This is a genomic window from Flavobacterium sp. Flavsp81, from assembly GCF_059491325.1.
In genome coordinates, this window is the sequence record NZ_CP168505.1 from 2,189,207 (window position 1) to 2,203,162 (window position 13,956).

General features: G+C 35.1%; 12 protein-coding genes. All 12 read left to right on the forward strand.

From position 1 onward, the window contains the following. The first annotated feature begins 17 nt into the window (after positions 1–17). The 12 genes from trpC to ACEN92_RS08900 all read left to right on the forward strand — a co-directional run bounded on the left by trpC (position 18) and on the right by ACEN92_RS08900 (position 13,936). Positions 18–797: an indole-3-glycerol phosphate synthase TrpC gene (trpC, locus tag ACEN92_RS08845; protein WP_495642006.1), complete on the forward strand. Its 780-nt coding sequence runs from the start codon at positions 18–20 to the stop codon at positions 795–797. An 80-nt stretch (positions 798–877) separates the two neighbouring features. Further along, a complete protein-coding gene (locus ACEN92_RS08850; RefSeq protein ID WP_495642007.1) occupies positions 878–1,504 on the forward strand; it encodes a phosphoribosylanthranilate isomerase in 627 nt (208 codons plus the stop codon). 3 nt (positions 1,505–1,507) lie between these two features. After that, positions 1,508–2,689, forward strand: a complete 1,182-nt coding sequence (gene trpB, locus ACEN92_RS08855) for a tryptophan synthase subunit beta (RefSeq protein ID WP_007803377.1) — start codon at positions 1,508–1,510, stop codon at positions 2,687–2,689. 150 nt (positions 2,690–2,839) lie between these two features. After that, on the forward strand, positions 2,840–3,157 hold the full coding sequence (locus tag ACEN92_RS08860) for a gamma-glutamylcyclotransferase family protein (RefSeq protein WP_495642008.1): 318 nt from the start codon (positions 2,840–2,842) through the stop codon (positions 3,155–3,157). Positions 3,158–3,230: 73 nt separating this feature from the next. Further along, complete coding sequence (locus tag ACEN92_RS08865; protein ID WP_495642009.1) at positions 3,231–3,968, forward strand: carbon-nitrogen hydrolase family protein; 738 nt, start codon at positions 3,231–3,233, stop codon at positions 3,966–3,968. Between the two features lie 67 nt (positions 3,969–4,035). After that, the gene (gene trpA / locus ACEN92_RS08870) at positions 4,036–4,797 is read left to right on the forward strand and encodes a tryptophan synthase subunit alpha (protein ID WP_495642010.1); all 762 of its coding nucleotides are present in this window, start codon (positions 4,036–4,038) and stop codon (positions 4,795–4,797) included. A gap of 210 nt (positions 4,798–5,007) precedes the next feature. Next, on the forward strand, positions 5,008–8,502 hold the full coding sequence (locus tag ACEN92_RS08875) for an alpha-L-rhamnosidase (RefSeq protein ID WP_495642011.1): 3,495 nt from the start codon (positions 5,008–5,010) through the stop codon (positions 8,500–8,502). A 243-nt stretch (positions 8,503–8,745) separates the two neighbouring features. After that, a complete protein-coding gene (locus tag ACEN92_RS08880; RefSeq protein ID WP_495642012.1) occupies positions 8,746–9,174 on the forward strand; it encodes a DUF1579 family protein in 429 nt (142 codons plus the stop codon). 137 nt (positions 9,175–9,311) lie between these two features. Next, entirely contained in the window at positions 9,312–9,941 is a 630-nt protein-coding gene (locus ACEN92_RS08885) for a TetR/AcrR family transcriptional regulator (protein ID WP_495642013.1), read from the forward strand. Next, on the forward strand, positions 9,931–11,256 hold the full coding sequence (locus ACEN92_RS08890) for a TolC family protein (protein WP_495642014.1): 1,326 nt from the start codon (positions 9,931–9,933) through the stop codon (positions 11,254–11,256). Before ACEN92_RS08885 ends, ACEN92_RS08890 begins: the two co-directional genes overlap by 11 nt. Before the next feature lie 12 nt (positions 11,257–11,268). Next, positions 11,269–12,348, forward strand: a complete 1,080-nt coding sequence (locus tag ACEN92_RS08895) for an HlyD family secretion protein (RefSeq protein WP_495642015.1) — start codon at positions 11,269–11,271, stop codon at positions 12,346–12,348. A gap of 1 nt (position 12,349) precedes the next feature. Then, positions 12,350–13,936, forward strand: a complete 1,587-nt coding sequence (locus ACEN92_RS08900) for an MDR family MFS transporter (protein WP_495642016.1) — start codon at positions 12,350–12,352, stop codon at positions 13,934–13,936. The last annotated feature ends 20 nt before the right edge of the window (positions 13,937–13,956 follow it).

Sequence of the window (13,956 nt, forward strand, 5' to 3'; positions counted from 1 at the left end):
CTGAAACAAAATAACAAATGAATATATTAGATAAAATAATCTTAGATAAAAAAAGAGAAGTTATTCTCAAGAAATCAATCATTCCGGTTACACAATTGGAAAATTCAGTATTTTTTGAAAGACAAACAATTTCTTTAAGTCAAAAATTAAAACAAAGCTCTACTGGAATTATAGCAGAACATAAACGCCGTTCGCCTTCAAAATCAGTAATTAATCATAGTTTTACAGTAGAAGAAGTCGTTAAGGGTTATGAAAATGCCGGAGCTTGCGGAATTTCCGTTTTGACTGACGGAAAATATTTCGGCGGTTCACTCGACGATTTACTTTTGGCAAGGGCTTCAGTAAATATTCCGCTTTTGCGAAAAGAATTTATTGTTGACGAATATCAGATTTTAGAAGCCAAAGCTTTTGGAGCCGACTTAATTTTGCTGATTGCAGCAGTTTTAACACGAGAAGAAATTAAATCATTATCTGAATTTGCCAAAAAATTAGGTTTAGAAGTTTTGCTTGAAGTTCATAATCAGGAAGAGCTGGAAAAATCAATTATGCCAACACTTGATATGATTGGCGTAAATAACCGAAACCTAAAAACCTTCGAAGTAAGTTTAGATTTCAGTAAACAGCTCGCAGCACAAATTCCGAATGATTTTGTAAAAGTTTCTGAAAGCGGAATCTCTTCAATCGAAGCAATTGCAGAATTAAGACCTTATGGTTACAACGGCTTTTTGATTGGAGAAAACTTCATGAAAACGGATAATGCCGGTCAAGCAGCAACAGAATTTATAAGTAAGCTTTAGGCAATAGGCTATAAGCCGTAAGCTTAAAAACGTAATTAATTAGCTTAAAGCCTACAGCTTAAAGCTTAAAGCCACAAACAATGAAAATCAAAATCTGCGGTATGAAATATCCCGATAATACACTGGAAGTGGGATCACTCCTACCCGATTATATGGGATTTATTTTCTGGGAAAAATCCGCTCGCTATTTTGACGGAACAATTCCGGAATTGATCAAAACAATCAAAAAAACCGGTGTTTTTGTAAATGAAACGATCGAAAATATTATAGCAAAAATTAATAAATATGATTTACAGGCCGTTCAATTGCACGGAAAGGAATCAGTTGAATTCTGTCAGGAATTAAAAGATAAAATTGATGCTGAAATCGAAATCATAAAAGTATTTTCTGTCGGAGAAGATTTTGATTTTGATATTTTAAAACCTTTTGAGAATGTATGTGACTACTTTTTATTCGACACAAAAGGAAAGCTGCCTGGCGGAAACGGAACTACTTTTGACTGGAAAATATTAGAAAATTACAAATCTGAGAAACCGTTTTTCTTAAGCGGCGGTATCGGAATTGAAGAAATACCAATGATTAAAAATCTCAAATTACCTATTTACGCCATCGACGTAAACAGCCGATTTGAAATTGAACCCGGATTAAAAAATGTACAATTATGCAGAGACGCACTGCTGTGTGTCTCTATTTTAGAAAATAAATAAATTATGTCATACAACGTTAACGAAAAAGGATATTACGGAGAATTTGGAGGTGCTTTCATTCCCGAAATGTTATATCCAAATGTGGAAGAATTACGTCAAAATTATTTAAAAATCATTGCTGAACCTGATTTTAAAAAAGAATTTGATCAATTACTAAAAGATTACGTAGGACGCCCAAGCCCGCTTTATTTTGCCAAGCGTTTATCTGAAAAATACAATACCAAAATCTACTTAAAAAGAGAAGACTTAAACCATACAGGAGCACATAAAGTCAACAACACTATTGGTCAGATATTGGTTGCAAAACGTTTAGGCAAAAAAAGAATTATTGCGGAAACCGGTGCGGGTCAGCATGGTGTGGCAACTGCAACAGTTTGTGCTTTAATGGGTCTGGAATGCATCGTGTATATGGGTGAAATTGACATAGCCCGTCAGGCACCAAATGTGGCCAGAATGAAAATGCTGGGTGCCGAGGTTCGTCCGGCACTTTCGGGTTCAAGAACCTTAAAAGATGCAACCAACGAAGCAATTAGAGATTGGATCAATAATCCTGTTGATACCCATTACATCATCGGATCGGCCATCGGACCTCATCCTTATCCAGATATGGTAACCCGTTTTCAAAGTATTATTTCAGAAGAAATAAAATGGCAGTTAAAAGAAAAAGAAGGCCGTGAAAACCCTGATTATGTAGTCGCTTGTATCGGTGGCGGAAGCAACGCTGCGGGGACTTATTACCACTTTTTACATGAGCCGGAAGTTGGTATTATTGCTGTTGAAGCAGCCGGAAAAGGCGTCGACAGTGGTCATAGTGCAGCAACCAGTAAGCTAGGAAAAGTAGGTGTTATTCACGGTTGTAAAACCCTTTTGATGCAAACTCCCGACGGACAAATTACAGAGCCTTATTCTATTTCTGCCGGCCTGGATTATCCTGGCGTTGGTCCAATGCATGCACATTTGGCACAAACCGGACGCGGCGAATTTTTCTCGGTTACCGATGACGATGCAATGAACGCAGGTTTACAGCTTACTAAATTAGAAGGAATTATTCCGGCAATCGAAAGCGCGCATGCATTTGCCGTTTTAGATCAGAAAAAATTCAAACCAACCGATGTCGTGGTAATCAGTCTTTCAGGACGTGGCGACAAAGATTTGGACAATTATATAGAATATTTTAAATTATAACAGAAGTATAATTTGGGCGTTACCCAAGGGTCGGGCTGTCCGCTAAATTCCCGATTAACAAAAACTACGGCTAAAAAGCCTTGTTTTTCTAAATCGGGCGATACCGCTTCCATCCCTAACGCAGACAAATAACGAGAAAACATAGTATTTATGGAACAGATATTCTCTTACGGCACATTACAGTCAAAAGAAATTCAGATGCAGGTTTTTAATAAGTTGTTGACTGGTACGCCAGATCAGCTGACAGGTTATAAAATAAAAGATTTGCAAATAGAAGAAGAATTTGGAATGGAAGATTATTTTGTGGCAACGCCAAGCGAAAATCCTTCGGATGAAGTAAACGGTATCGTTTTTACTATTTCCGATGAAGATCTGACCAAAGCAGATCAATTCGAATCTAATGCATACAAAAGAATTCAGATAACATTGAAATCCGGAACAATTGCATGGATTTATATTGAGAGTTAAATAAAAAGACATATACAATTAAATACCTACAAGGTTTTGAAAACCTTGCAGGAATGAAAAATAGCAATAAAAAATGATCTTAGCAGCAGCACAGACAAAACCAAAACGAGGAGATATTGATTCTAATTTAGCAGATCACTATCATCTTATAGAAATCGCTGCGCAAAAAGGAGCTGATTTAATTGTATTTCCGGAATTATCAATTACAGGTTACGAAAGAGAAAATGCAACAGATTTAGCTTTTTCAAAAGACGATTCCAGAATCGATCACTTAAGAGAATTAGCCATCGAATATAATATCATAATTATTGCCGGTGCTCCAATTCAAACCGAATCAGAATTATTTATTGGTGAGTTTATTATTTTTCCGGATAATTCAATTTCTATTTATACCAAACAATTTTTACATGAAGGTGAAGATGAGTTTTTTCAATCTTCATTTGATTATAATCCGATGATTACAATCGAAAATCAAAAAATTTCGTTTGCCATTTGCGCTGATATAGACAATCCTTTGCATCCTGAAAATGCTTCTAAAAAAGAAACTTCGATTTATATTGCAAGCATTTTCTTTACACCAAACGGAGTTCCGAATGCCTACAGGGATTTACAAAACTACGCTCAAAAACATAAAATGAATGTTTTAATGTCCAATTTCAGCGGTGAATCATGGGGGTATTCCTCCGGAGGAAAAAGCGCTTTCTGGAATAACAAAGGAGAACTTGTTGCACAAATGAACGATTCAGACGCCGGGCTTTTATTAATCGAAAATCAAAATGATAATTGGACAAGTCAGATTATCATTAATTAAATATAAATCAAACATAACACCTGCAGGGTTTTGGAAACCTCTCGGGAGCAAATAAAAAGACATTAAAATGAACAGAATAACCCAAAAATTACAAGAAGATAAAAAGATTCTTTCTATTTATTTTTCGGCTGGATATCCTAATTTAAATGATACCGTTCAGATTATTCAGGATTTAGAAAAAAATGGAGTTGACCTAATTGAAATTGGTTTGCCTTTCAGCGATCCTTTAGCCGACGGACCAACAATTCAGGCAAGTTCAACAAAAGCTTTGCATAACGGAATGACAACACAGATTCTTTTTGATCAGCTGAAAAACATCCGAGAAAGCGTAAAAATTCCGTTGATTATTATGGGATACTTCAATCCTATGTTACAATACGGTGTTGAAGAATTCTGTAAAAAATGTGCCGAAATTGGTATCGACGGATTAATCATTCCGGATCTTCCGGTTGATGTTTATGCTGAACAATACAAAGCTATTTTCGAAAAATATGGCTTAATCAATGTGTTTTTGATTACGCCACAAACTTCAGATGAACGCATTCGTTTTATCGACAGCGTTTCAAACGGATTTATTTATATGGTAAGTTCAGCTAGTGTTACGGGCTCTCAGGCAGGATTCGGAAACATTCAGGAAGATTATTTCGAAAGAATTTCAAACATGAATCTTAAAAACCCGCAAATAATAGGCTTCGGAATTTCAAATAAAGAGACTTTTAGCCAGGCAACCAAATTTGCAAAAGGAGCTATTATCGGAAGTGCTTTTATCAAGCATTTATCTGAAAGCGGAAGCGGAAAAATAAAGGAATTTGTTGGAGGAATTCGATAATACTTCTTTAGTATAAAATTAAACGGCATTTAAAATTTTGAATGCCGTTTTTTTTATGTTCATTTCAAATAAAAATTCATTCTTTCAATACTAATGAAATTTTGTATATTTTTAATATTTGTTGGAATACTTCGCTTGTGATGATTGAATAAAAAATTTAAAATTTCGCAAAGAATAAAAACTAAAATAATTAAGTAATATTTTTAGATAATGACACGAATAAAAAATCTGTTTACTACAATACTTTTAATCAGTCTCTTTACAACTTCATTTTCGAAAGCATCCGGAATAAAAATTATTAATCTTCGGTCAGAATATACTGAAACTCCTCTGGGAATAGATGTTACAAATCCACGCTTTAGCTGGCAGATGACTTCTGATAAAGCCGGTTGTTATCAGACAGCCTACCAGATTATTGTAGTTGATGAAAACGGCCAGAAAGTATGGGACAGTAGTAAAAAACAAAGTGACATTTCACTTAATATAAAATATGCCGGAACTCCGTTAAAACCTTCTTTGCGTTACATTTGGCAAGTCTTTGTCTGGGATCAGGAGCACAAAAAGCACGAGGCACAATCATTCTTTGAAACAGGTTTACTGAATTCCGACCCTGCATTATCAGCTTGGGACGGAGCCAAATGGATTGGCACTGAAGATGATGACATGACACTTTATTCTGAGTATCTGCCCGTATTCAAAATAAACTATTCGTTACGGTTAGATAAAACTTCGGGCAGTACAAAAGCTGGTTTTATATTCGGGGCAAACGATAATCGTTTAATGGATAAAAATAAAAACCTTTTTAAGCTCAATAATCCCAAGGACAGTTCCTATATTTTAATTGAATTGGATATTGCTCCGCTTGCTGCAGATAAAAATGCTAAACTGAATGTTTACAGAAGTGGCTATACTCCGCAGGATAAAAGGAATATTCCCTTCAAAAGTTTTATTGTTCCCAACTCCATTATAAATAAACAAAACCAATACGAAAATCATAAAGTTTATATAGCAACTGTATTAGGGGATACCAAAATTTATATAGACGGGGAAGAAAAAGATAATTTTATTGGAGACCTGAATCTTAATCCGTTAGGTAAAGGAGGTGACCACATTGCATATCCGGTTGTTGCAAATATTGGTTTTAGTGTGGATAAGAAGCAAATTGCTTATTTCTCAGATGTACAGATCCGAAATTTCCGCAATCCTTCAAATGTATTATATTCAGAATATTCAAATCCATACAAGATAGAAGGAAAGGAAGCCGGCTCACAGTTTTTAGCAAACCCAACAAGGAACTCGATGCCAATGCTGCGTTCTGCTTTCTCAACAAAAAATTCTAAAATTGCCAAAGCCCGCCTGTATGTAACATCCAGAGGGATATATGAGATGTACATAAACGGGCAACGTGTTGGCAATGATTATTTTAATCCGGGCTCAACGCAGTACAACAAAACACTCCTATATCAGACATACGATGTTTCAGACTATTTAACTAATGGAAAGAATGTAATTGGCGCCCTATTGGGCGAAGGCTGGTGGAGCGGTGGTAGTACATTTATGGGGGAATATTGGAACTTTTTTGGAGACAAACAATCTATTCTGGCAAAATTGGTGATTACCTATACAAATGGTGAAAAAGAAATAATCTCCACCAATCCTTCAACATGGAAATATTTCAACGATGGCCCATTGGTTTATGGCAGTTTTTTTCAGGGCGAAGTATATAATGCAGCCAAAGATACCCTTATAAAAAACTGGAACACTGCCTCTTATAATGATATTAAATGGAAGAAATGCAAAGAAATTCCTCTTGAAGGGCATATAAACACTAACAAGCCATCAGACAAGATACTCGATGTAAGCGATTTTAGCAACATGCAGCTTATTGGACAATTTGGGCCAACGGTAAAGAAAATAAAAGAATTAAAGGCTCTTTCGGTTGAAGAAATTCGTCCGGGAGTATTTGTTTATGATATGGGGCAAAATATGGCAGGTGTTCCAAAAATCAGCCTGAAAGATATGGAATCCGGCAAAAGAATAATCCTTCGGTTTGCCGAAGTAAAATATTCTGATTTACCCGAATATAAAGACAATACCGGCATGATCATGCTCGAAAATATCCGTGCAGCAATGGCACAGGATATTTATATTACCAAAGGCGGAGATGAAGTGATAAATCCACGGTTTACCTATCATGGTTACAGATATGTTGAAATAACCGGAATAGAAAAGCCTTTGCCTTTAAGTGCGGTTAAAGGTGAGGTCTTAAGTTCAATTCACGATCTCTCATCAAAATATGAAACATCAAATCCTAAAGTAAATAAATTGTGGGAAAATATAGTGTGGTCATCTTATGCGAATTTTATGTCTATTCCCACTGATTGTCCTCAACGAAATGAACGCTTAGGCTGGAGCGGAGACATCTCCGTTTTTTCCCGGACGGCAACTTATTTAGCAAATCTGCCTCAGTTTTTAAGAAGACATATGCGGGCAATGAGGGATATTCAGCGCGAAGATGGTCGTTTTCCCGATGTAGCTCCGCTGGGAGTTGGTTTCGGCGAGACCATGTGGGGCAGCGCAGGCATAACGGTTGCATGGGAAAGCTATCAACAGTATAATGATACAGATTTACTGTCTGAACATTATGATGCCATGAAAAAATATATGGAGTATCTTATTCGTGATATTGATCCCAAAACAGGTGTCTTTAAAGAAAAAGAAAGAGAAGTCTGGAGCAGTCTTGGTGATTGGTTAAGCCTGGAAGATACCAAAAATGAAAAGTCGCTGTTTTGGGAATCGTATTTTATTTTCGATTTAGATATTATGGCCAAAATAGCATTAGTTCTCGATAAAAAAGATGACGCTGGGCAATTTTCAGAACTAAGTAAAAAAAGAAAAGAATTCTTTAATAAAACATACATCGACAGCGAAACGGGGAAAACAGTATTTCGCGGAAAAATTATTGATTCCCAAACGTCCTATGTATTGCCATTGGCATTCAATATGTTCAATGAAATGAACAAACCCATTGCACTGAAAAATTTTGCCAATACCATTACACGCAGTAATATAACAGACCAAAAAGTGGAATGCCCGCCATATTCGCTAATGACCGGTTTTATTGGTACTGCATGGATCAGCAAAGCATTATCTGACAATGGCTATTCTGACTTGTCCTATAACTTACTTCAGCAAACCTCTTATCCCTCATGGCTCTACCCTATTGATCAGGGGGCAACTACAATTTGGGAGCGCTTAAATTCGTTTACTCATATTGCAGGATTTGGAGGCAATAATAATATGAACTCGTTCAATCATTATTCATTTGGCGCCATTGGGGCATGGATGTATTCGCATTCGCTTGGAATAGCCCGAGATGAAAATTCTCCAGGTTTTAAGCATTTTATTTTACAGCCGGAACCAGATCCAACTGATAAAATGACCTTTGCAAAAGGATATTACGATTCAATGTACGGACGTATTGAAAGCAGTTGGAAAATAACAGATAACAAGTATGTATACCATTTTACAGTTCCGGCAAATACAACTGCAACGCTTATGCTGAATGCGTCATCTGTTACTGATATTAAAGCAAAAGAAAAAATATTATCTTCAATATCAGGAGTTAAATATATGGGTCCCGATAACAAAAAATACGTGTTTGAATTACAGTCCGGAATGTATGAAGTTACTGTTAAAAAATAATTCAATTCCTTTTAACAACTATGGGAAACATCAATATACTTATTGTTGATCCTAAATCATTGCCTATAAGACTTACATATTGCAAATATTCTTTACTGATATTATTACCCAAGCCTTCCCCTATAAATTGGAAAGGCTTTTAACTAATATAATTTACAATTTTTTCATAATTTCATTCGTTGTGATAACGAAGCATGGTTCGGAAACTTGTACAATTAATAAGAATCATTAAAATTATATCAAATGGGTAAAATTGAAAATAGTGACTTTAAAAGATTAATTGGGAAATGGAATACTGAAGGCAGAATCTTAACGAATCAAAATGATTCAGAATCAAAAATTACTGGAACCGACAGTTATGAATTTATACTTAACGGAAATTTTATTCTGCATAAAGCAAATGTTTTAATGGGAAACACCAAAAGCGAAACATATGAAATAATCGCATTAGAAAACGCTAACGAGAAAATAAAAATGCAATATTTTAATTCTGATGGAGAAAACGGAATTATGGTTGGCTTTTTAAAAGGGAATGACTTTAGAATTGAAAGTGAAAATTTAAAATTTAAAGGCACTATCTCAAATGACAATACTTTAATTACGGGAATCTGGCAACAACTTTCTGAAGACAATGATTGGCTGGATTTTTTAGAAATGAAACTTTCAAAATAGAAAATAAGCTATTTACTTCTGCAAAATTATTCTAAACCTGAATTGCTTTTTTTATGTTAATATTAAGTTAAAATAAAATTAAACAAGTGTTTAAATTAAACACTTGTTTAATTTTGTACTCATTAGTAAATACTATTATGTCACACGTTGAATTAAACGATAAAAAAATCCAAATTTTGGAGGTAGCTGAAAAGCTTTTTTCTGATAAAGGATTTGAAGGCACATCAATACGGGATATCTCAAAAGAGGCGAAAATTAATATTGCCATGGTTTCGTATTATTTTGGATCAAAAGAAAAGCTGCTTGAATCTTTGATTCTCTACAAAACTTCTGACTTAAAATTACTGCTCGAAAACTTATCTGTTGAAAATCTGGAACCTCTTGATAAAGTCAATAAATTAATCGAAATTTACATTCACAGAATTAATTGCAACAGAGGCATTTATAGGGTTTTACATTTTGAACTTACTTCAAAAAAGAGAGAAAAGAGCCTTGAGGCTTTCACTGAACTTAAAAAAGGAAACTTAAAATTGCTTGAAACCATTATTCAGGAAGGCCAGTCAAAAGGTATTTTTAGAAAAGATGTGATTATTCCGTTGATAACACCCACAATAATGGGAACTTTTTTTCATTTTCACATGAATAAACCCTTTTTTGAAGAACTCCTGAATTTAAATACTGAAAAGTTATATAACGATTATATTAAAAACAGTCTTACAAAGCACATTCAACAAACTATAAAAGCGCTACTTGTTTATGAAAATTAGTCCATTAATGCTCTTTGGGATTTTCTTTATCGGAATTTCATCAGTAGAAGCACAAGAAAAAACAAGTTTAACCTTAGATGAAGCCGTAAAAATGGCCTGGGAAAAAAGTAACGAAGTTACACTTGCCAACACTAAGGTAAACTCAAAAAAGTACGAATTACAAACAGTTAAAAACAGTCAATATCCTGATTTTAAATTATCAGGTCAATATCAACGCATAACGGAGCCAAATCTCGATTTAAAAGTAGCTTTCGGCGATGGTTCAGGAACTCCTGTTTCTCCAGATCGCTTAATGTTAGGTCAGGCTTCAGCAAGTCTTCCTCTTTTTGCAGGTTTCAAAATACAAAACAATATCAAATTATACGATAATTTATACCAGGCAGAAACTGCAAATGCTTCTAAAACAAAAGAAGATATTGCAATGCGTGTTATCAATTATTATGCTGAATTATACAAAGCACAAAAAACAATTGAGTTGCTTAATGAAAATCAAAAACAGGCACAACAGCGTGTTACAGATTTTACTGAATTAGAAAAAAATGGAATTATTCCGAGAAATGACTTGTTGAAATCACAATTGCTGGTTTCAAGGACTCAGGTTTCTATTGATGAAGCAAAAAAGAACGAAAGCATCTTAAATTACTATTTAGTTACACTTTTAAAATTGCCGGCAGGTACAAAATTAGAAGTTAATGAAAATGATTTCTTTGCTTTAAAAACAGATCAGGCTCCAATGTCAGATCAGGCAGCATTAGAAAACAGAAAGGATTTAGAAGCCATTCGTTTTCAGGGAAAAGCAAGTGAAGCCAATATAAAAATAGCACGATCAGGATATTATCCTTCAGTTGTTTTATTGGGCGGCTATACGGCTTTAGACCTAAAAGACATTGTAACGGTCACAAATGCTATGAATTTTGGTATTGGTTTATCATATGATTTATCAGGAATCCTTAAAAACAGTGCTTCGGTTAAAGCTGCCGAAAGCAGGTCGTTAGAAGCAAAAACATCTGAAGCAATTCTAACAGACCGTATAAAAATTGAAGTACAGCAAGCGATTGAAGATTATCACTTATCTATTAATCAAAGTGTGGTTTATGCAGAAGCAGTTGATCAGGCTACAGAAAACTACCGGATTGTAAAAGATAAATTTGATAACGGATTGGCAGACACTAATGATTTAGTAGAAGCTGATGTAGAAAATTTAGGTGCTAAAATAAATATAGCTTTATCAAAAGCAACTATTATTCAAAAATACTACGAATTACTTTCGGTGTCAGGACAATTATCACAATCATTCAATCTTTCTAAAATATAATCGATAGCTCTCATGGAAAAGAAAAAAACAAATACTAAATTCATCATTATACTAACTGTTTTGATTTTAGTGGGCGGAATTTACGGAATAACAAAATATATGCATTCATTATCTCACGAAGAAACGGATGATGCTCAGATCGAGAAAAAAATGAATCCGATTATCCCGAGAGTATCCGGATATATTAGTAAAGTGTATGTGAAAGATAATGATTTTGTAAAAAAAGGAGATACTTTGTTTACAATTGACAAAAGAGATTATCAATTAAAAATTGATGAAGCAAATGCTGCCTTGTTAGGTGCTGAAGGTCAATACGAAGCTGCAAAAGCGGATATTGGAAGTGCCAACGCAAATATCTCCGTTTCTGATGCCAATATGAGATCTGCCAGCGGTTCTATCGAAACTGCTAAAATCAGATTGAGACAGATTACAAGCGATTACAACCGTTATAATAATTTGTATAAAACACACACCATTACTAAACAACAATACGAGCAGGCTTTGGCTGCAAAAGATGAAGCAGAAAGTCAGGTTCGGGTTTTGGAGCAGCAACAAAGAGCGAGTTCTTTTCAAAAGTCGGTTATTGAATCTAAATCTAAAGCTTCTGACAAACAAACTGAAGTTGCTGCCGCCAACATTAAAAAAGCCAAAACAATGCTGGAAGTAGCAAAATTAAATCTTACTTACACAGTTGTAACTGCAGCTATCGATGGTCAGGTATCTAAAGTTGATATTCAGCCGGGACAATTGGTTCAGCCGGGACAATCTTTATTTTATATCATCAATAATAATGAAGCATGGGTTGTTGCTAATTTTAAAGAAACACAATTAAACAAAATGATTGTGGGGCAAAAAGTGAGTTTAAAAGTTGATGCATATCCTAACTATGAATTCAAAGGAATTGTAACTTCATTCTCACCGGCTACAGGATCACGATTCTCATTGTTACCTCCTGATAATGCAACAGGAAACTTCGTAAAAACAATTCAGAGATTACCGGTAAAAATCAGTTTAGACAAATCAAACGATCCTAAGAAAGTAGCATTATTACGCCCGGGGATGAATGTGGATGTAGATGTACATTTAAAATAAGATGACAGCAGTACAAGGAGAAGACGATTTAGTAGAATACGGCTACAGACGTGTCATTATTACGATTACAGCAGTACTTTGTGCCTTGCTTGAAATCGTTGATACCACGATTGTAAACGTAGCGCTAACAGACATGCGAGGCAGCCTTGGTGCTACTTTGACAGATGTTGCATGGGTTATTACAGCATACGCAATCGCGAATGTTATTGTAATACCGATGACAAGCTGGTTATCACAGCAATTTGGAAGACGTAATTATTTTGTGGCCTCTATTATAATATTTACTGTCTGCTCCTTTTTATGCGGTAACGCCAGTAATATTTGGGAATTGGTTGCTTTCAGATTCGTACAGGGAATGGGTGGTGGAGCATTACTTGTAACAGCTCAAACCATTATAACCGAAAGTTATCCGGTGGCAAAACGTGGTATGGCACAAGCTATCTACGGAATGGGCGTAATTGTCGGCCCAACATTGGGTCCGCCTTTGGGAGGCTATTTAGTAGAACATTATTCCTGGCCTTATATTTTTTACATCAATATACCTTTGGGAATTATTGCTACCGTTTTAGCCATTACTTTCGTAAGAAGTCCTAAGTATGGAGAAAAACTGAAAGCCAATCAGGTTGATTGGTGGGGTATTATTTTACTAGCAACTTTCATCGGATCTTTACAATTTGTTTTAGAGCACGGGCAGCAGGATGATTGGTTTGATGATTCGACAATTGTTACTTTGAGTGTTGTTACCATTTTAGGATTAATTCTTTTTGTTTGGAGAGAACTTACCTATAAGCATCCAATCGTAAATTTAAGTGTTTTAAAAGATGGAAATTTGAGAATTGGAACGATAATGTGTTTTATTCTTGGTTTCGGTTTATACGGATCAACGTTGATTATTCCAATTTATACGCAGGCTATTTTAGGATGGACAGCGACTGATGCCGGATTATTATTGATTCCGGGGTCTATCACAACTGCTTTTATGATGCCTATTGTGGGTAATATGATTCAAAAAGGAGTTCCTCAGGGATATATGGTTGGAGTAGGATTTTTAGTTTTCTTCTTCTTTACCTTTATGATGCAAACCAGAATGACTCCGGATACCGGTGAAGAGCATTTGTACTGGCCCTTAATTTTAAGAGGAGTTGGTCTTGGACTGCTTTTTGTACCTATTACCACACTTTCGCTTTCTACTTTAAAAGGAAAACATATTGGTGAAGGAGCTGCTTTTACCGGAATGATGCGTCAATTGGGAGGATCATTTGGTATTGCAATTATCACTACTTTTATTACGCGTCTGACTCAGGAACACAAAGTAAATCTGTTGACTAATTTAGATCCTGCAAAATATGAAGTACAGCAACGTATTTCAGGAATACAAAGAGCATTTATGTCTAAAGGATATAGTGCAGATGTGGCGCTTAAAAAAGCGTATCAGGCGATAGATTATTCAGTTTTAAAACAAAGTACCGTAATGTCGTACATAGATATTTTCATGTATTTAGGAATCATGTTTTTATGTTGTATTCCGATTATCTTTTTTATCAAAAAAGGAAAAAACAAGGTTAATCCCGCTGATGCAATGCATTAATAATAATTGATTTATATACG